Consider the following 21,775-nt stretch of genomic DNA (forward strand, 5'->3'; position numbering starts at 1 on the left):
TTTTAAGAATATATTTTGCCGTATCATCGTTTTTTGCTAATTTTGGCAATAAATTCTATTAATTTATGACTAAGAAAGCAATTGTTATATATATACTTCTATTATTTCCTTTATTCCTTTCTGCGCAGAAAGTTTATTTAGGTTCGTGTACAACTTCTGATGGAGGTCAATATAAAGGAGAAATGGTGGGGGGGAAGCCCAATGGTAAAGGTTCTGCAGTATATACAAACGGAGACACTTATGAAGGGGAATATGTAAAAGGAAAGCGCAATGGTTATGGCGTATACTCTTTCTCCGATGGTGAGAGATATGAAGGTTCGTGGTTTCAAAATCAGCAACACGGACGCGGAACTTATTATTTCCTTACCAACAATAAGTATGTCGGGCTTTGGTTTCGCGATGAACAGCAAGGCCATGGAGTTATGTATTATTATAATGGTGACAAATATGAAGGCAATTGGCAGAAGGATAAGCGCCATGGCAAGGGAAAATATACTTTTGCAAGTGGTGCATATTATAATGGCAATTGGGATAATGATAAAAAATCGGGTAAGGGATTCTTTGATTGGGGAAATGGCACCACGTATGATGGTATGTGGCTTGACAATCAGAGATCTGGAAAGGGAACTTTCAGATATGCTGATGGGGATGTATATATAGGAGAATGGAAAGACGATATACAGGACGGCTTGGGTATCTACAAATTCCAGAATGGTGATTACTATGAAGGAAAATATGTTCAAGGAGAACGAACAGGGGAAGGAATATTCAAGTACTCTAATGGTGACAAGTATGTTGGAAACTTTCAGAATGGAGAGAAAAATGGATATGGCTCATTCTATTGGTCCAATGGAGACACCTATATAGGATATTGGAGCAATGACCGTCAGCATGGCAAAGGTAAGCTGGTCAAGAAAAATGGCGATGTATTTGAGGCCAATTTCAAAGAAGGTTTGTTTGATGGGGAAGTGATAATCCATTTCGCAAATGGTTCTCGCTTTAAAGGAATGTACAAGAAAGGACTTCGTAATGGTCCTGCAATTGAAGAAGATAAAGATGGTAAACGCTTTGAGGGTGTTTATGCAGATGGTCTGCGGAATGGCCGTTTTTTGGAAAAAGACCGCAACGGAAAAATTGTCGCTCAAGGCAAATATGAACATGGACGAAGAATAGTAGATTAATTTAATAAACGAAATTATGATAATTGACAATTTGACTAATCTTACCAAGTATGTCGCTCTCAACCGTTCTTTTCAAACAGTCATTGATTATCTTAAAGCCAATGATTTGAAATCAATGGAGCCTGGTCATTATCCAATTGATGGTGACAATATATTTGTGAACATCCAAGAGGGCTTTGGAAAAACAAAAGATGAGGCCAAGGTAGAGTGTCATCATGAAATGATAGACATACAGATTCCTTTGACCGAAGTGGAGACATACGGATACATAGATATTACCTACAGAGATGTTAAAGGTTTTGATGCCGTTAATGATATAGGCTTTTTCCCAGACTTGACGCCTTTGTGTTATCCTGTGTGTCAAGTTGGTATGTTTGCCATCTTTTTCCCTCAAGATGGTCATGCACCTATGATAGGTGATACCGCCCGAAAGATAAAGAAAGCAATTTTTAAAGTAAAAATCTAAAGTTATGGTGACTTCAAGTAAAACTTGTAGAAAAGGCTTGAAAGTTGACTCTCCAGCAAAGCAGGCCAAGAGTCAGCAAGTTAAACATTTAGGAATCGTCAAGCGCGATGGCTATCTTGCTCCTTTTGAGGATGCTATTCGTGGCAGGCATGAACATGCTCAGTGGAAATATTCTCAATATACCGATAATGGCAAGTCCACATTATCAGACTTTGCTAATGGACATGAATATTACGGATTGCATAAACTTGAAAAAGGCTGGGTGTTCCGCGAATGGGCTCCCAATGCTACTGACATTTATCTGATAGGTGACTTTAATAAATGGAAGGAAAGTCCCAAGTATAGATGCAAGCGCATCAAAGGTACCGGCAATTGGGAGTTGAAATTGTCGGAAAACAGCATAAATCATGGCGACCTCTATAAGATGCATGTCTATTGGGAAGGTGGCGAGGGAGAGCGTATCCCGGCATGGACTCGTCGTGTCGTTCAGGATGAAGAAACGAAGATTTTCTCCGCCCAAGTCTGGAATCCGGAACAGCCTTATAAATGGAAAAAGAAATCGTTTGTACCTAAAACCAATCCTCTCTTTATTTACGAGTGTCATATCGGCATGTCCCAGGATGCAGAGAAGGTTGGAACCTATGATGAGTTTAGACTCAATGTTCTGCCTCGTATAATCAAGGATGGCTATAATTGCATTCAGATTATGGCGATACAGGAACATCCTTATTATGGAAGTTTCGGTTATCATGTCAGTTCGTTCTTTGCTTCATCGTCGCGTTTCGGTACTCCGGAGCAACTGAAGCTGCTCATTGACGAGGCCCATCAGCACGGAGTGGCTGTAATCATGGATATTGTTCATTCCCATGCTGTCAAGAATGAGGTAGAAGGTCTTGGAAATCTTGCAGGTGACCCCAATCAGTACTTCTATCCGGGAGAGCGTCACGAGCATCCCGCTTGGGACAGCTTATGCTTTGATTATGGCAAAGACGAGGTCGTTCATTTCCTGCTTTCCAATTGTAAGTATTGGTTGACGGAATTCCATTTTGATGGCTTCCGTTTTGACGGAGTAACGTCCATGTTGTATTATAGCCATGGGTTGGGTGAGGCATTCACCAATTATGGAGATTATTTCAATGGGCATCAGGATGACAATGCAATTTGTTATCTTACATTGGCTAACATTCTTATTCATGAGGTAAACAAGCATGCGATTACTATTGCTGAAGAAGTAAGTGGCATGCCTGGCTTAGCGGCCAAATTCGCTGACGGTGGTTATGGCTTTGACTATCGCATGGCAATGAATATCCCTGATTATTGGATTAAGACCATCAAGGAGTTACGCGATGAGGACTGGAAACCAAGCTCCATTCTTTGGGAGGTTACCAATCGCAGGTCTGATGAGAAGACGATATCCTATTGTGAATCCCATGACCAGGCGCTTGTCGGAGACAAGACCATAATATTCCGTCTTGTTGATGCCGATATGTATTGGCATTTTAAGAAAGGTGATGAGAATATGTGCGCCCAACGTGGTATCGCTCTTCATAAGATGATTCGCTTGGTTACGGCCTCTACCATTAATGGAGGGTACCTGAATTTCATGGGAAATGAGTTTGGACATCCTGAATGGATTGATTTCCCGCGTGAAGGTAACGGATGGAGCCATAAGTATGCTCGCCGACAGTGGAACCTTGTAGACAATAAGGAATTGGATTATCACTATCTTGGCGACTTTGACCATGATATGCTTAGTGTATTGAAGTCAGAAAAGAACATCAACAAGACAGCTGTGCAAGAAATATGGCATAATGATGGTGATCAGATTCTCGCATATATGCGTGGGGATCTGGTATTTGTATTCAATTTCTCTCCATCCCGCTCATATTCTGATTATGGCTTTCTCGTGCCCGAGGGAGCGTATGAAGTGATGCTAAACACTGATTCTAAATTGTATGGAGGAAATGGATTGGCTGATGATACCATTACCCATTTCACCAACTCCGACAAGTTGTATGCTAAAGACCATAAGGGGTGGTTGATGCTTTATATTCCAGCCCGCTCTGCGGTCGTATTAAGACGAAAAGAGTAATACCTTCCTATAAAAAGAATGGCACTGTGTTTTTCCACAATGCCATTCTTTTTTATTTCATGACTGAGATTAAGCCCAGTCGTGTATTGGCTTAGTTGTTGCGGCGAACTTCTTCAAGTGCCTTAACCCAGTTTGTGTCCAAGGAGAATTGGGTAATGAAGTTGTCGTTGTCAACATAGGCATAAATAATGTCTTTGTCCATGTCGTTGAACAATGCGTTTTCGATAGTGACTTTTTTAAATCTGCTCATAATGATGTTTCGTTGATTCTTTTTCTTTTCCATTGACAGTCTCTTTATGTACAGATTGACAAAGTCTATCATTGCGCTCGTCTGGTTGCCTAATTCGTAGGCTGTTACATGGTTGTCGCCAGCCTTCACCATCATATAATATATGGCATCATACTTGAATGTTGCGATTTTCCTTTCGTCAAGCGTCTTCTTGGGATCCGACTTGATGACTTCTTGATTTTGCATGATGCGCTTAATCTCTTTGTAGATTTCCTGAGCGCTTGCGTTTGTTGCCATTGTCAATAGCAACAACATTGATACTAAAAATGTTCTCATATTTTCTTCTGCTGTTTACTTCAACTTTGATATATTGTTTATTCTGTCTTGGTTTCTTGTCGCGAAATCTTTCCAACTCCCGTATTTATGCTCGCTTTGTGGCGCATTCTGTTGCAAAAAATGACAATAAGCGACACCTAATGCGTCAGTTGCATCCATAAACTTGGGCATTTCCTTCTCGTCCATTTTGAGAAGTCGTTGTAGCATTCCTGCCACCTGCTCTTTGCTTGCCTGACCTTGTCCGGTTATGGCCATCTTTATTTTAAGAGGAGCATATTCATGGATAGGGATTTCGCGCCTTATAGCTGCGGCAATTGCCACTCCTTGAGCTCTTCCCAATTTCAGCATAGATTGGACATTTTTCCCAAAGAACGGAGCTTCTATAGCCATCTCGTCGGGCAGATATTCGTCGATAATTCCCGTAATCCTTTCGAAAATCTTGCCTAATCTTATGTAAGGGTCGTGCATTTTTCGTAAATCTATTACTCCTAAAGCCATAAGTTGGGCTTTATTGCCGACGGCTTTCAAGACGCCATAACCCATTACATTTGTGCCAGGGTCTATACCAAGAATGATGCGTTCATTATCTGTCATCTATCAAGATACGGGTTGCTGGCCAATTCATTGCCTATAGTAGTCGTTTCGCCATGACCAGGATATATTTTCGTAGTATCTGGAAGCTGGCAAATCATTCGAAGGCTTTGTATTATCTGGAACATTGAGCCTCCTATAAAATCCGTGCGACCAATGGCATGTCTAAACAATGTGTCGCCAGAGAAAGCAACGTTTTCTTCTTTGCAATAGAAGAACACGCTACCAGGAGAATGGCCGGGTGTTTCAATAATTGTAAACTCATGTGTTCCAAATCTGATGACATGATTCTCGTCAAAATACACGGGATTGGGCATCTGGTAGTCAAGGGTCACATTGACCAAACCTTCCGCTTGCTTGTCGAGCATTTCCATCAGTTGTTCGTCTTCCTTGTGCACTTCTGGCATTAAACCGTATTGCTCATAAATAGTATTATTACCGAAATTATGATCAATATGGCCATGTGTGGCAATGAGGTGCACCGGTTTGAGCTGCTGCTCTTTGATATAGTCTATTATGCTTTGGCGTTCATGTTGTGAGTATGCTCCGCAATCACAGATAACACACTCCTTTGTGTCATCGCTTATCACATAGCAATTCTCTTGCAACATGTTGCATGTAAATCGTTTTATTGTCAGCATGGAATGTATAATATGTTTTTTTCTTTGAACCATTCTTCTTCAAACCAATTACTGATGGGGGCAATTTCAGCAATATTGGAGTAGGGCTTTATCTCTGCTTGCAAGTCACCTCCTTTGAGGCAGATAATACCATTGGGGAGGGCATTGCTTTGTTTCTTGGAAATATTTTTGGCCACAATCTTGGCGAGGTCAGGTAGAGGCATGACCGCTCTGCTCACGACAAAGTCGAATTTTCCTTTTTCTTCCTCGCCGCGGAGATGGACTGCGTTGACGTTCTTCAGCCCTATTGCTTTGGCTACTTCTGTTGCCACCATGATTTTCTTTCCAGTTCCATCGATGAGCCTGAACTTACATTCGGGAAATAGTATAGCAAGAGGAATACCTGGAAAGCCGCCACCAGTACCAAAGTCAAGAAGGGTAGTACCGGGCTTGAAATGAATAAACTTTCCAATTGCGAGAGAGTGAAGAACGTGGTGTTCGTAGAGATTGTCAATATCTTTGCGTGATATTACATTTATCTTTGCATTCCAATCTCTGTATAAATCCTTGAGTTTGGCAAACTGTTGAATTTGTTCCTCACTCAGTTTGTTGAAGTATTTGGTTATAATCTGCATATAGTCTGATGACAATTAAACGGCTAATTATCAATTTCTTTTTGTTCCTTGCAAAGTTACGATAAAAATGTCGTAACTTTGCATAATAATAGTAATTATTTAGTGAATAATGATTAAAGCAGCGCTTTTTGACTTGGATGGTGTCGTATTTGATACCGAGCCACAATATACGCTCTTTTGGGGAGAGATTGGCAGGCAGTATCATTCTGATATTCCTGATTTTGCAAAGAGAATCAAGGGACAAACCTTGACTCAGATATTTTCGGCGTATTTTTCTCATCTTCAGTCTGAACAATCGCAGATTGTAAGTCGTCTTAATGAATTTGAGCGGAATATGCATTTTGATTATGTTCCCGGATTTCAGCAATTTGTTTTGGCATTGAAAGAGAAAAATATCAAAACGGCAATTGTCACAAGCAGTAATAATGAAAAGATGAGAAGTATCTACGCGGCTCATCCTGAGTTTCGGGATTATTTTGACGCCATTCTTACTTCTGAAGACTTCTCCCATAGCAAGCCCCATCCCGAATGTTACCTTAAGGGTGCCGAAGTCTTGGGTGTACTTCCTGACGAATGTATTGGCTTCGAAGATAGTTTTAATGGTCTGAAGGCGGCGCGTGCTGCCAATTTGTATGTTGTAGGACTGGCTACCACAAATAGTGCTTCAGCCATATCAGATTATTGTGATTTAGTAATCAATGATTTCTCAAATTGGACACACAGAATACCTCCATTCATCTGAGCCATTGGCATAAAGAATTCTGGTTTTTGGCTATAGCCAATTCTTTACTTTCAATAGGCGTATATATGTTGATACCTGAAATGTTGACATATATGCGAATCAATGGTTTCTCTTATCAGGCACAGGCTCTTGTAATGGGGGCGTATGTGCTGGGTCTATATGCTTTTGGGCCATTTGTAAGTTATTTGGTAGAGCGTTATCGTCGCAAAAGGGTGTGTCAATATGCGATTTTGCTGTTAATTGGCGATATCCTTATGATGTTGTATTTGCGCACGTCTCCAATGGCTGCTCGATTTGAACTTGTAGTGGCCTTACGATTCATATTAGGTGCCGTTTACGGGTTGGCACAGATGGTCTTGCTTTCTACTCTGGTCGTTGATTCTGTTCAGTCTTATTTCCGTACAGAGGCTAATTATCATATCAACTGGTTCGGTCGGCTTGCTGTTGCTTTGGGCCCGCTGATCTCTCTTGTGGTGGTTTCTCATGTAAGTCTTGAGCGCGCGTTTCTTTTATCTGTGCTGTTGTCAGTATTGGCCCTCTTGCTTATTTCGGTTATACGCTTTCCTTTCAAGACCCCTCCAGATAATATAGAAAGATGTAGCTTGGACCGTTTTCTCTTGCCAGGCGGAGTTATGCTCTTTGTGTGTTTGGCACTGATTATGGTAGTTGTAGGTATGCTTTACACCTTGCGGTTGCCTGCTGCTTTTTTTGCTTGGATGTTGTTGGGATTGTTTGTGGCAGTCCTTGTAGAGAGGATTGCGTTTGTCAATGCCGAGTTAAAGAGTCAAGCGGTAACAGCTCTTCTTGCCATGATTATAGCATTGTTTTTACTCATTGAGCGTTCTGGTTGTCATGAGGTCATATCTATTTCAGCCACATTGCTTGGGTTGGGAGTAGGGGTGATAGGTACGCGTTTTCTCTTGTTCTTTATCAAACTTAGTACTCATTGCCAACGTGGCACTTCTCAGAGTAGTTACTTTCTGTCTTGGGAGACGGGAATTGGACTTGGTGTAGTCGGTGGCTTGGCGGTATGTCACGGAGAGATGTATCTCACCTTATGGATTGCGCTTGCCATTAGTATTATGGCATGTATGCTATATGTATTCTACTTGCATCGTTGGTTTATGAAACACAAGAATAGGTAATAAGCAAAAAACTCATTCAAGACCTGCTTGAATGAGTTTTTTGCTTATCGTATAGGACTGTTTGTTACTCTTCTTTCATATCTCCTTCTATATATAGACGGACCATTTCTACTTTTCCGTTAGTCCTAATGGTAATCGATTTCTTGAAATGTCCAGGGAATTTGCCTTTCCCGTTATAGGTAACTTTTACAGTTCCCTTTTCGCCGGGCATGATAGGCTCTTTTGTATATGAGGGGATGGTGCATCCGCAACTGGCTATGGCCTGGTTGATGATGAGAGGGGCTTTGCCGATATTAGTGAATGCAAAAACGGCAGTCTGGACAGGTGTCTTTTCACTGAACGTGCCGAAGTTATGTACGGTCTTGTCAAACTTTATTTCTGGCTGTTCCTGCTGCGCGTAGGCGACAAGGCTTGCCAGCATCATTAACAATAAAAATATCTTTTTCATATCAATCATTATTTAATATTGTGCAAAGTTAGGGATAAATTATGAATATAGGCAGTTTTCGGCGGTTATTTATAATTTATTAATTAACTTAGTGTTTGTTTGCTATAAACGAAAAGAGTCTTAAGTAAGAACTTAAGACTCTTCTGCGGTGTGTACGGGACTCGAACCCGTGACCCCATGCGTGACAGGCATGTATTCTAACCAACTGAACTAACACACCTTGTTAGTTTTTTGCATCTGAAGAACTTGCGGTGCGTACGGGACTCGAACCCGTGACCCCATGCGTGACAGGCATGTATTCTAACCAACTGAACTAACGCACCAGTTACCTGTTCCTTATTTGCGAGTGCAAAGGTAGTAATATTTTTCTAATCCACCAAATACTTGCGCATATTTTTATAAAAATAATTGCATGGCATATGCGTCTGCAAAACCGTTTGAAGTGCGGAACCAATCTTTAAGTATTGTCCCTTTGACAAAGCCGACATATTCATGCAAAGACACAGAACGTTCATTGTCAGTATTTATGAGTGCATAAAGTTGGCGAAGGTGTAGCACACTGCCAGCATAACTGATCAGCTGTAGCAAGGCTGATAAGGCATACTTGTTTCTTCTGTATTTTTTAGCAATGACGATTCCCGTCTCGGCTCTTGAGTGATGTGGGTCAAAATTGGTTAGGTCTATCATGCCCACAACCTCGCCTTCTTCGTTTTCGATGGCCCACCTTACTTGGCCGTCTTTATATATGTCGCATGTACTGTTGGCAATAAAGTCATGCAGGACATATCGTGAATACGGGGTCGTATAGTCGCTCACATCCCATAACTCGGGATCATTTTCTATACTATAGAAGAACTCCAAGTCTTCTGGCTCTAAAGCTCTTAGCTTGACTGTTGGCAGGCTATTGGTCATTGAATACATTTTTTTCGGTGATAATCGTATGCGACAATGGGTTGAAAAAGCCCATCTTCACTCTTGGGTGGGCAGACGATGTCGCACTCTTGAATATCTGCTGAAGGGCAAAGGCAGACACATCATATATAATATATGTAAGGGCTGTCTCGTTGAGTTCGTTATACTCTATGTCATCTAAATCTGTAATGTAGTTTGGGTCTAAGCCGTTTGCAGATGCGATTTTATTACACAGTTCTCTATTCTCCATGGGTACGACACAAATGTAGCTTATGGGGGCAGCCACTTTGAGCTTCTCGTTTTTGAAGGTTGAATAGAATTTGCTCATTTTGACACTAATCAGAGTAGATAGTGCCTTCGAGTAAATTGCCATTTGTATGGGAAGAGAGAAAAGAAAACTCAGGTGGGAATAATGCTTGTTGAAGAATATAAGCATTGCCTCATAAAACACGTGTACATAGCGAAACGATGTTTTTTGCGTGCTTTCCCCCTTGTAGTGGAGTATTTCTGTCGGGTAATACCATACATCCCATCCTTTGTTATGTATGCGATACGACAAGTCTATGTCTTCTCCATACATGAAGAAGTCTTCATCGAGCAGGCCTACATCTTCCAGCGTAGATTTGCGCAGCAGGCAAAACGCACCGCTTACAATCTCTATTTTGGAAGCCTCGTTCCATGGGAGGTAGCTCATATAATAGTGGGCAAATGTCCGGTTAGCTGGAAAGCGTTCGCACAACCCGCACATCTTGTAGAAGGCAGTGGCAGGCGAGGGTATGCCTCTACGTGATTCTTTGGCCACGCTGCCGTCTGTGTTTAGCATCTTGACTCCTAAAGCACCAGCCCGCTCATGACTGTCCATAAACGCGATAGTCTGGCGAATGGTGTCTTCGCCTACCATTGTGTCCGGATTCAGCAGGAGCACGTACTTGCTTTGGGAGCGCCTTATGGCTATGTTGTTGGCGCGTGAGAACCCCATGTTCTCTTGGTTTTGGATGAAAACAACGTCATCAAAACGCGGCTTGAGGTAGTCTATGCTGCCGTCATTCGAACAATTGTCGACAACACATATTTCGGCGTCTATTCCCGTTAGCGCTTTGCGCAACGAGTATAGGCACTGCTCCACATAAAACTTTACGTTGTAGTTAACTATTATGACCGTCAGTTTCATTGTAACAGCGCGACAATGATGGATATACGAAGAAAAGGCTCAGGAACAGGATGATGGCAAGATACCCGAAGCCGGCACCGACAAAAAGGTAGTAGCATACCAGATTGATTACCATGGGCACGTTGAGCAGGCATAGTCGTACAATTCCCCAACGCTCGAAATGAAGCAAGGTGTCAGAAGCCAGTTTGTTGGCGATGGCTTTGAACTTGAAGAGTTTCAAGGCTACAGGAATCGCAATAATCGTGAGAATCTCCATCATTGACATGATGACAAACTCCACTTGCTTGTCATTGGCCAGGATGCCATTGGGTATGATGTCCAACTCGCCTGATACAATTATGATCGCCGAAAGTGCGATTGGAATCCAAAATATGAGTTGTAATTTCTTCTGAATAGTTTCCATTTTTATTTGCTGAAAGGAATACGATTGAGTATAGAACGGCCCAGTGTCACTTCGTCGGTATATTCCAATTCGTCGCCGATAGAAATGCCTCGTGCGATGACGCTGATATTCACATTTGTGTGTGCCAATTTTCTGGATATATAAAAGTTGGTTGTGTCGCCCTCCATTGTGGGGCTGAGTGCCAGGATGATTTCGCCTATATCGTCACGCTCCACGCGTTCTACGAGCGAAGCTATCTCTATATCTCCAGGGCCGATGCCGTCCATCGGGGATATTATGCCACCTAAGACATGGTATAGTCCCCGATATTGCTGAGTGTTCTCTATCGCCATCACGTCGCGGATGTTTTCCACTACACATATTGTCCTTGTGTCGCGATGTGCATCAGAGCATATCGGACAGATGTCAGTATCGCTGATGTTGTGACACACCTTGCAATACTTTACATTATGACGCAAAGTGCCGATGGCGCTGGTGAAACCGTCAACGCTTTCTTCGCTCTGCCGTAAGAGGTGCAGTACAAGTCTTAGTGCTGTCTTGCGCCCGATACCTGGTAGTTTGGAGAACTCGGAGACGGCTTTTTCCAATAGGGTCGATGGATATTGCTGTTCCACCGCGATTAATCGTCAAACAGGTAAACGCCGATGCCCACCTTAAGTCCGATTGTGGAGTGGTCGCTATCCTTGAATGAATGTTTGTAATACACTGAAGGCTCGATGGTTACCGAGCGGTTGATGAAGAAGGCATAACCAACTTCAGCACTGGGCATAATGTCGTTGTAGTTATGATTGCTGTGCACAAAATTGCAATTTGCGCCGAGGAAGAGACCGTTCTGGATGATGTAATAACGGAATCCCACGCCTATTGCTGCCTGGTCAGCTATCTTATCTTTGCCATAGTGGTCATAGCCTACCTCGCCCAAGAGCATCCAATTGTCTGCAAACAGGTAACCTGCCTTGGCCTGTACGCCGAGGTTCAATCCGTTCTCGCTGTTGTATGATAGGTTGAGTCCGCTAAGCGAAGCGCCTATATATCCTTTACCTTGTTGAAACTGTGCGCTGGCTGTCAGTGCGACAACAAGCATCGTTAATGATAATACTATTTTCTTCATAATGCAAATGTTATCTTTTTGTTGTTTGTTTCTTATACCATATTATATATATAATCGTCAACGCAGCGGTAAGCAGCCCTCCTAATGTGTAGCTTAAGCCAGCTGGGAGATGCAGGGCTTTGTCGCTGATGAGGATGTAAGTCGTACATACCATTGTCATGAATGCCGCTGGCACAAATGTGAACCAGTGACACTTATGCTGCTTGGCCAGATATACCGTGATAGTCCATAAGGCAAAGACTGCCAGAGTCTGATTTGACCATCCGAACCATTGCCAGATGGTGTTGAAACCGTCTTTGTTTTCTATCTGCCATACGAGCAAGCCCAGTCCGACGGCAAATAATGGCAAAGCAATCATAAACCGCTTGCCCAATTGCTTCTGGCTGGCATTCATTGCCTCTGCTATGATGAGTCTGGCTGATCTAAAAGCGGTGTCTCCACTGGTGATTGGAGCGGCGACCACTCCCAGCAGGGCCAGCAGTCCTCCTATTACTCCCAGCCAGCCCGTACAGACATTGTTGACCACGTCGGGAGCAGTGAAGTATTGTATCAGTGATTTGCCGTCAGCATCGTTTGCCTGTGCCAGGAAATCACTGATTGTCTGCGGGTCAACCACCTCGCGCCAGCCGCCATAGTAGAAGAAGTATGAAGATACTGCTGCCCAAATCAAGGCCACGATGCCTTCGGTTATCATCGCACCGTAAAATATGGGGCGTGCCAAACGCTCAGATGTGATGCAGCGCGCCATGAGCGGACTTTGTGTGGCATGGAAGCCGCTTATAGCTCCACAGGCAATAGTGAGAAATAGGCAAGGAAACAAGGGGTTGTTGCTGAAGAATGTATCTGTGCCTAACAGCGAGGCAGGGGTGTTCCTGTTAGAGGCTTCCAAGTCGCTCCATATCTCGGGTAAAGCCGGCATCTTGACAAACAGCATGACCATAAGTGCAAATGCCATGAATATGAGGGAAATGGCAAATAATGGATAAATCTTTCCTATTACCTTGTCAATGGGAAGGATTGTCGCCAGGATGTAGTAACCGAAGATGATGATGACCCACCAAGTGGTGGTGAGGCAGTAATTCTTCAGAAGTAGAGCCGGGCTATATACAAACACAACGCCGACCATGAGCAACAGGAAGACAGAGAAGACGAGCATTATCCTTCTGGCTGTTGTTCCCAGATAGGTGCCCACCAGTGCTGGCATGTTGGCACCGCCGTGGCGTATGCTTAACATTCCCACAAAGTAATCGTGCGTGGCGCCTGCAAAAATACAGCCAAATACTATCCAGAGATAGGCGGCTGTACCATACCATGCACCCATAATGGCACCAAAGATAGGACCTGTTCCGGCGATGTTTAGAAATTGTATCATAAAAACCCGCCATGAAGGCATGGCGATATAGTCAATGCCGTCAGCGTGGCTGATGGCTGGGGTTGGGTTGTCGGTGGGACCGGCCACGCGCTCGACGATACGCCCATAAATACAATAGCCGAGTATGAGGGCTATCAAGGCCATTATAAAAGAAATCATCTTTCCGCTAATTTAGCTTATATTTGTTGCAAAGTTAATAGATTTTGTTCTAATCGCAAACTAAATACAAAAAAGTTAAGTATCTTTGCGGAAAAATTGAACAATGAAAGTTAGATTACTTCTTTTATATCTCCTGATATCCATATATACGCCGTTATTAGCCCAGTTCAATCAGCCTTCGCCCAAGTATGAGGCGCGGGCTGTCTGGCTTGCCACTATCGGAGGGATAGACTGGCCGCACTCTTATGCCCAGACTTCATCTTCGATAGACAGGCAGAAGCGGGAACTGGTTGCCATCTTAGACAAGTTGCAAAAGGCGGGTATCAATCAGGTGTTGTTGCAGACGCGTATTCGTGCCACCACTATTTATCCTTCAGTCTACGAGCCTTGGGATGGTTGTCTGAGCGGTCGGCCTGGCAAGAGTCCCGGTTATGATGCTCTTGCCTTTGCAATCGATGAGTGTCATCGTCGTGGCATGGAACTGCATGCCTGGGTGGTGGCCATTCCTGTTGGCAAATGGAATGGAGCCGGTTGCCGCAATTTGCGCAAGCGAAATCTGAAGATGCTGAAGAGGATAGGGGATGAGGGTTTTCTCAATCCCGAGATGCCACAGACGGCCGGCTATATTGCAGACATTTGCGAGGAGATAGTCAGAAATTATGATGTTGATGGAATCCATCTCGATTATATCCGCTATCCTGAGAATTGGAATATCAAAGTCACGCCTACTCAGGGCCGCAGTTTCATTACTCGTATCGTCAAGGCGATACATGACCGTATAAAGCCCATCAAACCTTATGTCAAACTGAGCAGTGCGCCCATTGGCAAGCATGATGACCTGACCCGGTATCAGAGTTATGGATGGAATGCCTATAGGCGCGTGTGCCAGGATGCACAAGGATGGCTGCGGGATGGGTTGATGGACCAGCTGTTTCCGATGATGTACTTTCAGGGACGCCAGTTCTTTCCATTTGCCATCGATTGGAGCGAAAACAGTTATGGGCGCATCGTCACTCCTGGCTTGGGCATCTATTTTCTGTCACCCAAGGAGAAGGACTGGCCACTGGAGATTATCTCGCGCGAGATGCATGTGCTGCGCCAGTATGGTTTGGGGCACGCCTTCTTCAGGAGCAAGTTCTTTACAGACAATACCAAGGGCATTTACGATTTTACATTAAAGCATAACGCCTCACCGGCCCTTGTGCCGCCAATGACATGGGCCAGCAGCACTGCACCCGCTGCCCCTACATGCTTGGCTCTTGGCCGCAATCATGTCCTGACCTGGCAGAAGACGGTAACAGGTGGGGATATATATTATAATGTGTATTCGTCTCCCTCCCATCCTGTAGATATCACAGACGGACGCAATCTTATAGCTGCCCGCGTTAGCGGCAATGCGGTAAAGGTGGGCAACTCGGACCGGTTGTATTATGCTGTGACGGCTATGAATCGATATGGTGTAGAGAGTGGCGCTCTGCAAATGGAGCCTCGGGGCGATTTGTCCTTTGCCAATCCTTCTGCGGCACTCAGCTGTGATGGGCGCAAATTGATTTTGCCACATTCACAGGAAGTTTGGGAGCGCAATGTAGTGTTGCTGGTGACCGATGTTCTGGGCAATCCTGTCCTGACAAGCGCCTGGAAGGGGCAGACTCTGGATGTGAGCAAGATTGCTCCTGGCGTGTACCACCTCTATGTCTTGACAAGTAGGGGAGTGAGACATCGCTGTGGCTATTTCGTAATCCGCCGATAGTGCGAGGAATGGCGCGGTTAACGTTGTTTAACTGTTTGCCGTGCAAGATTTCCCTAAAGTCGCATTTACAAAGCGAAAAAGCTATATTTATAATTATCAACATAACAAGAAAATGAAAAGAAACAGAAAGACAGCCGCCGTCTTGGCGGGTTTTATCATGATGGCCTTGATGATGGTATCATGCAATGAAAGCAACTCGTACCGTGAACTTACAAAGCAGGAAATCCAAAGTGCTTTCTTGACCGTGAGAGGATATCATACAGGCAAGATGGTATATCTGAAGAATATCGGAAACTATCAGACCAAAACCGATACTGTAGATATCAGCTGGACGATTGATACCGACAGCACGCTGACCATACATAACTTTGCCGTGGAGCCATTTGCCGAGTTTATTACCGACAACGAACTCAAGGAAGCCCTGTTGCAGCAGCCTTACCAGGATGTGAAGTGCAAAATCCATTTCGTTGGCTTGTCACCAGTCCTTTTCTACGTCGGTGTTGATGCGCCTGCATACAATATCACCTATGGCGGCCAAAGTCACAAGGTTCAACTGGCGTTTTATGGTATTGCCAATTCGTTCGGAGTGTATGATGTGCCAACCCAAAGGATGGAGATACACCTCGTCGGTGCCGGTATCTACGAGGATGGAACCTATAAGGAAAAATATCTTTCTACTACCAATATTCCGATGCTGTTGTTTACGCCTAATAAGTAGCAGCACGTTTGTCGCTGTGTAGATGACCGCGGCGGTAGAAGATAGGGGAGGGCCGTGACATTCCAGTGTGAGTGTTACGGCCTTTCTGATGTATAGAGGCGATGTCGCAATCAAGAGTGGCGGCAAGGCAAAACCAGTTGCGATGGCGCTGGCGATAGTTTCAAAGTCTGAAATAAATTATTCAAAACATGAATTGAAAATATCAAACCATGATTTTATCAATTCGCGCTTCGCTTTTGGGATATATTTGATAAAAGGGAATATAAATGCAGGAAACAACAGTCTGGAATGGAGCTGCGGAGCAGTGAAAGTTAAAAAAAACAATTTTGATACTATGAAAAAGAAAAAAATGCAGTAACTTTGTAGGAAAATAACAAATGATATAATTTATGGATTGGCTCATTAATCTTTTTACACAGCAAAATTCGGTTGCCCACATAGTCCTTCTGTTTTCGATAGTGATTGCAGTAGGCGTGTTGTTGGGTAAAATCAAGATTTGTGGCATTTCGTTGGGTGTAACCTTTGTTTTGTTCGCAGGTATCATTGCTGGACATGTCGGCTTTACGGCTCCCGTCGATATCCTGACGTTTATTCAGGACTTCGGTCTCATCCTCTTTGTGTTTATGATTGGTCTGCAGGTTGGCCCTGGCTTTTTTGAGAGTTTCAAGAAGGGCGGCGTTACTCTCAACCTCTTGTCCACGGCAGCTGTCCTGCTTAATATTGGCGTGATGTTTGCCTGCTATTATCTCTTTTTCGATACTACGGATGTCAACAATCTGCCTATGATGGTCGGAACGTTGTATGGCGCGGTAACCAACACACCTGGTTTGGGTGCAGCCAATGAGGCCCTTACTTCGGTCTTCCCTGCAGACAAGGTGCCTTCCATCGCTTCGGGATATGCCTGTGCTTACCCCTTGGGTGTACTTGGCATTATCGGTGCTACCATTGCCATCCGCTACATCTGCAAGATACGTCTGGAGGATGAGAATGAGCAGCTGCAGGCGTTGGAAAATGAGAACCCTCACGAGAAGCCGTTTTCTATGCACCTGAAGGTGAGCAACTCTTATCTTGCTGGCAAGAAACTGCAGCAGATTTCCGAGTTCCTCAATCGTGATATCGTGTGCTCGCGTCTGCTTCACAATGGCGAGGTCGTGATTCCTAACAAGAATACTATTCTCGATTTGGATGATGAGATGAATATCGTGTGTGCCGAGCACGACGCTGAAGCTATCCGCGCGTTTATCGGCCCTGCTATCGACAATCCGTTCCCTGAGGATAATGAGAAGCAGCCTCTGGTGTCTAAGCGTATTGTAATTACCAATCCCTCGATGAACGGTAAGACCCTGGGCAAGATGCACTTCTCCAGTGTACATGGCGTCAACGTTACCCGTATCACCCGCCAGGGTATCGACCTCTTTGCCAGTCGTCGTCACCACTTCCATGTAGGCGACCGCATCATGGTTGTCGGTCCCGAGGACAATGTCAATCGTGTGGCTGAGCTGATGGGTAACTCTATCAAGCGTCTTGATGCACCAAATATTGCGACCATCTTTATCGGTATCATTGTAGGTATTGTCTTCGGTAGCCTCCCATTCGCCATACCAGGTATGCCCGTGCCTCTCAAGCTGGGTATTGCCGGCGGACCTCTTATCATAGCTATTCTTATCGGTCGTTTCGGTTATCGCATGCGACTGGTTACATATACCACGACATCGGCAAATATGATGTTGAGAGAGATAGGATTGGCATTGTTCCTTGCAGCCGTTGGCGTCAAGGCTGGTGCCCACTTCTGGGATACTGTAGTCCAGGGCGACGGTCTCAAATATGTTTATACCGGCTTCCTGATTACTATCATCCCTATTCTTATTATAGGTACTATAGCACGCCTGAAGTATAAGTTCAACTACTTTACCATTATGGGTATGCTGGCTGGTACGTATACTGACCCACCTGCATTGGCTTATGCCAACTCGGTGTGCTCGAAGGAGGAACCCTCGGTAGGCTATTCGACCGTTTATCCGTTAAGTATGTTCTTGAGAATTTTCACAGCCCAGATTATCGTGCTGTTCTGTTGTGGAGGTTTCTGATAGATAGCAAAAAGAAAAATGCAGGTTTCAATCGAAAACCTGCATTTTTCTTTTTCCATTATTGTATATAATCACTTTTATTTGGAACGACGTCGAAGCGTCGGGGATGGCCAGCGAAGCGATGAATATCATACTGTCTGCGGTGGACTTGTAGAATGTGATGTCGCTCAGAATACTCTGCGAAAGATACTCCTTGGGAACCAAATCGGTGAAATCACCCTTAGCAAAGTTGCTTGAATAGATGCGCTTGGCTCCTTGGTAAATGCTCAGGTGGACAATGTTGTCGTAATACACATTGTCGACACCTACACCTTCGTCATTATAAGTAGTCTTGACCACTTTATACGTTGTAGGGTTTACCTGCACATAGTAATGGTACTGGAGTTCGCCAGCCTTGATGACACTGTCGCGCTTGATAAGCTGTCGCTGGTTGAGCGCAATAGTTTTGCGGCTGCCGAAGTAGTAGATGTCCGAGGCATCCTCGCTCTTGGTCAGGGTGATGTGCTCTCCAGACTGGTTCTCGAAGACAAACAGATGCTCCGCTTGTTTCTGGATGTGATATTTGGCCTCCTTGGCACCATGCAGTACCAGCGTGTCGTCGATAATCTGGAAATAGACAGGCAGACTTGTTGTGTCGGGGTAGAAAATGGTATCACCCTTAACCCGGAAGGCAACGTCTTCTCCGTCCTCGTTTATCCAGATTCCCTGTAGCATCCTTTTGGCAGCCCTGTCTTCCTGTATAATCTTTTTGGTGTGCGGCTGTTGGCTGCACGACAAGATTAGCAGCAAGGTAGCTGCAAAGATTGTAAACTTCTTCATCGTCCAATGCAGTGATAAACAAAGCCAGCTGCTTCAAGTTCGCTGGGTTCGAAGATGTTACGACCATCAAGCAGTATGCGGCGGTTCATAATCTTGCCTATAACGTCCCAATTAGGCAGACGGAATTCCTTCCATTCAGTAAGTAACAGTAACGCGTCAGCACCATTGGCGGCGTCATACATATCTGTAGCGTATTCAACGCTGTCGCCAATTCTTCGCTGACATTCATCCATAGCCACAGGGTCATACACCTTGATGCGGCAGCCGGCTTCCTGCAGTTTCTTGATGATTACCAGTGAGGTAGACTCTCGCATATCATCGGTCTCGGGCTTGAACGAAAGGCCCCACAGGGCAACAGTTATGCCCTTGAGGGATTCGCCGGAAAAGACAGATGTGAGCTTGTCAAACAAGACACGCTTCTGTTGCTCGTTGACACGTTCTACGGCTTTGAGTACTTCCATGGAATATCCGTTGTCGTCGGCGGTCTTGATAAGGGCTTTGACATCTTTTGGGAAACAGCTTCCGCCGTATCCGCAGCCTGCGTAGAGGAATTTACGACCGATACGCGTGTCGCTTCCTATGCCCGCTCTGACCATATTGACATCGGCTCCAACTTTCTCGCAGAGATTGGCGATGTCATTCATAAAAGAAATACGTGTAGCAAGCATCGAATTGGCGGCATACTTGGTCATTTCGGCGCTGGGAATATCCATAAATATGACGCGGAAATTGTTGAGCAGGAAGGGCTTGTACAATCTTGTCAGAAGCTCCTTGGCCCGGTCGCTTTCTACGCCTACCACTACACGGTCGGGGCTCATGAAGTCTTTGATGGCATTGCCCTCCTTGAGAAACTCAGGATTGCTGGCCACATCAAAGGTAATGTCTACGCCTCGGCGGTCAAGTTCTTGCTGGATAGTGGCTCTGACTTTCTTGGCAGTGCCCACGGGCACTGTGCTCTTGGTCACCACTACCATATATTTATTGAGGTTTTCGCCAATGGTCTTGGCCACCTGAAGCACGTACTTCAAATCGGCGCTGCCGTCCTCGTCGGGTGGGGTGCCTACAGCCGAAAAAATAATCTGCTGGTCATTGATAATATCTGCCAATGATGTCGAAAACTTCAATCTGCCTGCTTTGATATTCTTTGTTACCAGTTCATCCAATCCGGGTTCGTAGATAGGAATCTGTCCGTTCTTCAGGCGTTCAATCTTCTTGGCATCTACATCGACACATGTAACTGTAGCGCCCGTGTCTGCAAAGCATGTGCCTGACACAAGACCTACATAACCTGTTCCAACTATTGCTATATTCATTATTCAAATAATTTAGCTTCCTTAAATGATTTGCCCGCCAAGTCCTTGGCGCTTGTTATCACCTTGTCAGGGTCAATTGGCCATTCTATTCCTAATGTTTCATCATTCCATCTTATGCTCGCCTCGTGTTGGGGGGCATAGATGTTGTCCACCTTATAGGTAAAGATTGCCTCTTCGCTAAGCACAAGGAAACCATGTGCAAATCCGCGGGGAATAAAGAGCTGTTGTTTGTTTTCTTCGCTTAGTTCCACCATCACATGATGGCCGAATGTCGGTGAATTCTTACGCAAGTCAACGGCAACATCTATCACTTTGCCCTTAATTACTCTTACCAGCTTGGCTTGCGAATACTCGCCCTCCTGGTAATGTAAACCACGGAGAATGCCGTATCCCGATTTGGACTCATTGTCCTGTACAAAATTGATTTTCCCGACATTCTGCTCAAATTCATCTTGCTTCCAAGCCTCGTAGAAATATCCTCGAGCGTCAAAAAACACCTTGGGCTTAATAATATATACACCTTGAATTTCGGTTTCTATATATTCCATAGTCTGTTTGTTGCTTATTGTTCTTTTTTCTTTCATCGCAAATTATTGCTATCGTGTGATAGTTGCGATATCTATGCAAAGGTAAAGATAAAAATAGACAATATGCTAACTTCGGTCCATTTTTTTTACACAATTCATAACTATTGTTGTTAATATATATGGTCAAACAGAGCTGAAACGTCCAATCCTATTGCGTGGCAATAACAAGAAAGCACGCCTTGGTATGCGAGGCGTGCTTGAAGGTAGTGCTTATTGTTAACTTGTCAATCCCACTCTGGGTCATTGTTGTCTTCCGAATGGTGATGGAGTGGAGCGCGTGCATTTCCTGGGCTTGCGCTTACTCCAGACGAAGTGGCAAAATTTTGGCCCAATAAATCGGATGGCAATGTAATGCGAATTATCTCTGGATGTATATATTCTTTTTTCATAGATGTGAATTTATTTGATAATGAACTTTTTGCCGTTTCTTACGTAGATGCCAGAAGGTAGGTTGGTGGTATCGTTTATCTTTATGCCTTGCAATGTATACACTCCATTGGCTTGTTTCTCGGTATAGGTGTTGGGGTGGATGGCTGTAGGTAAGTCCAAGCCTATGCTTTTGTTAACCTGCTGCGAACCAGATGGGAACAAAAAGTAGCAGCGGGTACCTTTGAGTGTGCCGGTTTCACTGACATTTGCAATCACAGTACCGTCATTACCGCCTAACAATCTGTATTTGTCATCGGCTTCGATTTCTGTTGCGCTATATGTGCCAACAAACATTGCGGTTGAGCATGATGTTTGCCCATTTATTAAGATTCCCTAAAATCCGCAACTATCATCCAATACACGATTAAGGGTAGATTTATGAGTCGTTAGTAGCAGCTTTCAGTAAAAAGCAACAGCACAACATCAATATGTAGCCACCATCCCCTTACCCCACGATGC

24 protein-coding genes and 2 tRNA genes are annotated in these 21,775 nt (G+C 44.3%); 9 read left to right on the top strand and 17 right to left on the bottom strand.

From position 1 onward, the window contains the following. Window positions 1-65: 65 nt before the first annotated feature. The 3 genes from CIK87_RS12615 to CIK87_RS12625 are packed head-to-tail and all read left to right on the top strand — an operon-like array spanning window position 66 to window position 3,739. A complete protein-coding gene (locus CIK87_RS12615) occupies window positions 66-1,181 on the top strand; it encodes a phosphatidylinositol-4-phosphate 5-kinase (RefSeq protein WP_094387460.1) in 1,116 nt (371 codons plus the stop codon). 16 nt (window positions 1,182-1,197) lie between these two features. Beyond that, the gene (locus CIK87_RS12620) at window positions 1,198-1,647 is read left to right on the top strand and encodes a YhcH/YjgK/YiaL family protein (protein WP_094387461.1); all 450 of its coding nucleotides are present in this window, start codon (window positions 1,198-1,200) and stop codon (window positions 1,645-1,647) included. 4 nt (window positions 1,648-1,651) lie between these two features. Continuing rightward, window positions 1,652-3,739: an alpha amylase C-terminal domain-containing protein gene (locus CIK87_RS12625; protein ID WP_094387462.1), complete on the top strand. Its 2,088-nt coding sequence runs from the start codon at window positions 1,652-1,654 to the stop codon at window positions 3,737-3,739. 91 nt (window positions 3,740-3,830) lie between these two features. On the opposite strand, the gene CIK87_RS12630 is transcribed toward CIK87_RS12625, so the two are convergent. The 4 genes from CIK87_RS12630 to rsmG are packed head-to-tail and all read right to left on the bottom strand — an operon-like array spanning window position 3,831 to window position 6,150. After that, window positions 3,831-4,265 (bottom strand): hypothetical protein, encoded by a 435-nt coding sequence (locus CIK87_RS12630; RefSeq protein ID WP_254046448.1) that lies wholly within the window; start codon window positions 4,263-4,265, stop codon window positions 3,831-3,833. A 54-nt stretch (window positions 4,266-4,319) separates the two neighbouring features. Continuing rightward, window positions 4,320-4,898, bottom strand: coding sequence for a crossover junction endodeoxyribonuclease RuvC (ruvC, locus tag CIK87_RS12635; protein ID WP_022311499.1), 579 nt, complete (start codon window positions 4,896-4,898; stop codon window positions 4,320-4,322). After that, window positions 4,895-5,536 (bottom strand): MBL fold metallo-hydrolase, encoded by a 642-nt coding sequence (locus CIK87_RS12640; RefSeq protein ID WP_022311498.1) that lies wholly within the window; start codon window positions 5,534-5,536, stop codon window positions 4,895-4,897. The genes ruvC and CIK87_RS12640 overlap by 4 nt, the downstream gene beginning before the upstream one ends. Further along, window positions 5,530-6,150 (bottom strand): 16S rRNA (guanine(527)-N(7))-methyltransferase RsmG, encoded by a 621-nt coding sequence (rsmG, locus tag CIK87_RS12645; protein ID WP_022311497.1) that lies wholly within the window; start codon window positions 6,148-6,150, stop codon window positions 5,530-5,532. The genes CIK87_RS12640 and rsmG overlap by 7 nt, the downstream gene beginning before the upstream one ends. Window positions 6,151-6,259: 109 nt before the next feature. Here rsmG and CIK87_RS12650 point away from each other — a divergent pair, with 109 nt between their 5' ends. Continuing rightward, window positions 6,260-6,892, top strand: coding sequence for an HAD family phosphatase (locus CIK87_RS12650; protein WP_094387464.1), 633 nt, complete (start codon window positions 6,260-6,262; stop codon window positions 6,890-6,892). Beyond that, the gene (locus CIK87_RS12655) at window positions 6,862-8,037 is read left to right on the top strand and encodes an MFS transporter (RefSeq protein ID WP_144007796.1); all 1,176 of its coding nucleotides are present in this window, start codon (window positions 6,862-6,864) and stop codon (window positions 8,035-8,037) included. The genes CIK87_RS12650 and CIK87_RS12655 overlap by 31 nt, the downstream gene beginning before the upstream one ends. A 64-nt stretch (window positions 8,038-8,101) precedes the next feature. Here CIK87_RS12655 and CIK87_RS12660 read toward each other — a convergent pair whose 3' ends face one another. From CIK87_RS12660 to CIK87_RS12700, 9 genes are all read right to left on the bottom strand, one after another. Further along, on the bottom strand, window positions 8,102-8,485 hold the full coding sequence (locus tag CIK87_RS12660) for a DUF1573 domain-containing protein (protein WP_022311494.1): 384 nt from the start codon (window positions 8,483-8,485) through the stop codon (window positions 8,102-8,104). Window positions 8,486-8,631: 146 nt separating this feature from the next. Continuing rightward, window positions 8,632-8,705: transfer RNA gene (locus CIK87_RS12665), tRNA-Asp, on the bottom strand. 29 nt (window positions 8,706-8,734) lie between these two features. Next, window positions 8,735-8,808, bottom strand: a tRNA-Asp gene (locus tag CIK87_RS12670). Window positions 8,809-8,881: 73 nt separating this feature from the next. Beyond that, window positions 8,882-9,406 (bottom strand): GNAT family N-acetyltransferase, encoded by a 525-nt coding sequence (locus CIK87_RS12675; RefSeq protein ID WP_094387466.1) that lies wholly within the window; start codon window positions 9,404-9,406, stop codon window positions 8,882-8,884. Continuing rightward, window positions 9,387-10,568 (bottom strand): glycosyltransferase family 2 protein, encoded by a 1,182-nt coding sequence (locus CIK87_RS12680; RefSeq protein WP_094387467.1) that lies wholly within the window; start codon window positions 10,566-10,568, stop codon window positions 9,387-9,389. The genes CIK87_RS12675 and CIK87_RS12680 overlap by 20 nt, the downstream gene beginning before the upstream one ends. Continuing rightward, the gene (locus tag CIK87_RS12685; protein WP_094387468.1) at window positions 10,543-10,971 is read right to left on the bottom strand and encodes a hypothetical protein; all 429 of its coding nucleotides are present in this window, start codon (window positions 10,969-10,971) and stop codon (window positions 10,543-10,545) included. Before CIK87_RS12685 ends, CIK87_RS12680 begins: the two co-directional genes overlap by 26 nt. Before the next feature lie 2 nt (window positions 10,972-10,973). Beyond that, window positions 10,974-11,585, bottom strand: coding sequence for a recombination mediator RecR (recR, locus tag CIK87_RS12690; RefSeq protein WP_094387469.1), 612 nt, complete (start codon window positions 11,583-11,585; stop codon window positions 10,974-10,976). 5 nt (window positions 11,586-11,590) lie between these two features. After that, complete coding sequence (locus CIK87_RS12695) at window positions 11,591-12,085, bottom strand: outer membrane beta-barrel protein (protein ID WP_094387470.1); 495 nt, start codon at window positions 12,083-12,085, stop codon at window positions 11,591-11,593. 7 nt (window positions 12,086-12,092) lie between these two features. Next, entirely contained in the window at window positions 12,093-13,613 is a 1,521-nt protein-coding gene (locus CIK87_RS12700; RefSeq protein ID WP_094387471.1) for a carbon starvation protein A, read from the bottom strand. A 103-nt stretch (window positions 13,614-13,716) separates the two neighbouring features. On the opposite strand from CIK87_RS12700, the gene CIK87_RS12705 reads away from it, so the two are divergent. The 4 genes from CIK87_RS12705 (at window position 13,717) to CIK87_RS12720 (ending at window position 18,168) form a co-directional block, all read left to right on the top strand. Then, entirely contained in the window at window positions 13,717-15,363 is a 1,647-nt protein-coding gene (locus CIK87_RS12705) for a glycoside hydrolase family 10 protein (RefSeq protein ID WP_094387472.1), read from the top strand. 112 nt (window positions 15,364-15,475) lie between these two features. Continuing rightward, window positions 15,476-16,081, top strand: a complete 606-nt coding sequence (locus CIK87_RS12710; protein ID WP_144008224.1) for a DUF4840 domain-containing protein — start codon at window positions 15,476-15,478, stop codon at window positions 16,079-16,081. 67 nt (window positions 16,082-16,148) lie between these two features. Next, the gene (locus tag CIK87_RS12715; protein ID WP_158216255.1) at window positions 16,149-16,439 is read left to right on the top strand and encodes a hypothetical protein; all 291 of its coding nucleotides are present in this window, start codon (window positions 16,149-16,151) and stop codon (window positions 16,437-16,439) included. A gap of 31 nt (window positions 16,440-16,470) precedes the next feature. After that, window positions 16,471-18,168, top strand: coding sequence for a putative transporter (locus tag CIK87_RS12720; RefSeq protein ID WP_022311485.1), 1,698 nt, complete (start codon window positions 16,471-16,473; stop codon window positions 18,166-18,168). 27 nt (window positions 18,169-18,195) lie between these two features. On the opposite strand, the gene CIK87_RS12725 is transcribed toward CIK87_RS12720, so the two are convergent. From CIK87_RS12725 to CIK87_RS12740, 4 genes are all read right to left on the bottom strand, one after another. After that, on the bottom strand, window positions 18,196-18,987 hold the full coding sequence (locus CIK87_RS12725) for a DUF4738 domain-containing protein (RefSeq protein ID WP_094387475.1): 792 nt from the start codon (window positions 18,985-18,987) through the stop codon (window positions 18,196-18,198). Continuing rightward, complete coding sequence (locus tag CIK87_RS12730) at window positions 18,984-20,300, bottom strand: UDP-glucose/GDP-mannose dehydrogenase family protein (protein ID WP_022311483.1); 1,317 nt, start codon at window positions 20,298-20,300, stop codon at window positions 18,984-18,986. Before CIK87_RS12730 ends, CIK87_RS12725 begins: the two co-directional genes overlap by 4 nt. Next, complete coding sequence (gene rfbC / locus CIK87_RS12735; RefSeq protein ID WP_022311482.1) at window positions 20,300-20,848, bottom strand: dTDP-4-dehydrorhamnose 3,5-epimerase; 549 nt, start codon at window positions 20,846-20,848, stop codon at window positions 20,300-20,302. The genes CIK87_RS12730 and rfbC overlap by 1 nt, the downstream gene beginning before the upstream one ends. Before the next feature lie 438 nt (window positions 20,849-21,286). Next, window positions 21,287-21,610, bottom strand: a complete 324-nt coding sequence (locus CIK87_RS12740; RefSeq protein WP_094387476.1) for a hypothetical protein — start codon at window positions 21,608-21,610, stop codon at window positions 21,287-21,289. Window positions 21,611-21,775: the final 165 nt, after the last annotated feature.

Source organism: Prevotella sp. P5-64, from assembly GCF_002251285.1.
In the GTDB taxonomy this organism is placed as follows: domain Bacteria; phylum Bacteroidota; class Bacteroidia; order Bacteroidales; family Bacteroidaceae; genus Prevotella.

Coding starts and splice junctions, on each gene's coding strand:
- CIK87_RS12725 (WP_094387475.1), bottom strand. CDS start 18,987: ATGAAGAAGTTTACAATCTTTGCAGCTACCTTGCTGCTAATCTTGTCG.
- CIK87_RS12680 (WP_094387467.1), bottom strand. CDS start 10,568: ATGAAACTGACGGTCATAATAGTTAACTACAACGTAAAGTTTTATGTG.
- CIK87_RS12675 (WP_094387466.1), bottom strand. CDS start 9,406: ATGTATTCAATGACCAATAGCCTGCCAACAGTCAAGCTAAGAGCTTTA.
- CIK87_RS12710 (WP_144008224.1), top strand. CDS start 15,476: ATGAAAAGAAACAGAAAGACAGCCGCCGTCTTGGCGGGTTTTATCATG.
- CIK87_RS12740 (WP_094387476.1), bottom strand. CDS start 21,610: ATGTTTGTTGGCACATATAGCGCAACAGAAATCGAAGCCGATGACAAA.
- CIK87_RS12620 (WP_094387461.1), top strand. CDS start 1,198: ATGATAATTGACAATTTGACTAATCTTACCAAGTATGTCGCTCTCAAC.
- ruvC (WP_022311499.1), bottom strand. CDS start 4,898: ATGACAGATAATGAACGCATCATTCTTGGTATAGACCCTGGCACAAAT.
- CIK87_RS12705 (WP_094387472.1), top strand. CDS start 13,717: ATGAAAGTTAGATTACTTCTTTTATATCTCCTGATATCCATATATACG.
- CIK87_RS12720 (WP_022311485.1), top strand. CDS start 16,471: ATGGATTGGCTCATTAATCTTTTTACACAGCAAAATTCGGTTGCCCAC.
- CIK87_RS12660 (WP_022311494.1), bottom strand. CDS start 8,485: ATGAAAAAGATATTTTTATTGTTAATGATGCTGGCAAGCCTTGTCGCC.
- CIK87_RS12615 (WP_094387460.1), top strand. CDS start 66: ATGACTAAGAAAGCAATTGTTATATATATACTTCTATTATTTCCTTTA.
- CIK87_RS12625 (WP_094387462.1), top strand. CDS start 1,652: ATGGTGACTTCAAGTAAAACTTGTAGAAAAGGCTTGAAAGTTGACTCT.
- rfbC (WP_022311482.1), bottom strand. CDS start 20,848: ATGGAATATATAGAAACCGAAATTCAAGGTGTATATATTATTAAGCCC.
- rsmG (WP_022311497.1), bottom strand. CDS start 6,150: ATGCAGATTATAACCAAATACTTCAACAAACTGAGTGAGGAACAAATT.
- CIK87_RS12700 (WP_094387471.1), bottom strand. CDS start 13,613: ATGATTTCTTTTATAATGGCCTTGATAGCCCTCATACTCGGCTATTGT.
- CIK87_RS12685 (WP_094387468.1), bottom strand. CDS start 10,971: ATGGAAACTATTCAGAAGAAATTACAACTCATATTTTGGATTCCAATC.
- CIK87_RS12730 (WP_022311483.1), bottom strand. CDS start 20,300: ATGAATATAGCAATAGTTGGAACAGGTTATGTAGGTCTTGTGTCAGGC.
- CIK87_RS12640 (WP_022311498.1), bottom strand. CDS start 5,536: ATGCTGACAATAAAACGATTTACATGCAACATGTTGCAAGAGAATTGC.
- CIK87_RS12650 (WP_094387464.1), top strand. CDS start 6,260: ATGATTAAAGCAGCGCTTTTTGACTTGGATGGTGTCGTATTTGATACC.
- CIK87_RS12630 (WP_254046448.1), bottom strand. CDS start 4,265: ATGGCAACAAACGCAAGCGCTCAGGAAATCTACAAAGAGATTAAGCGC.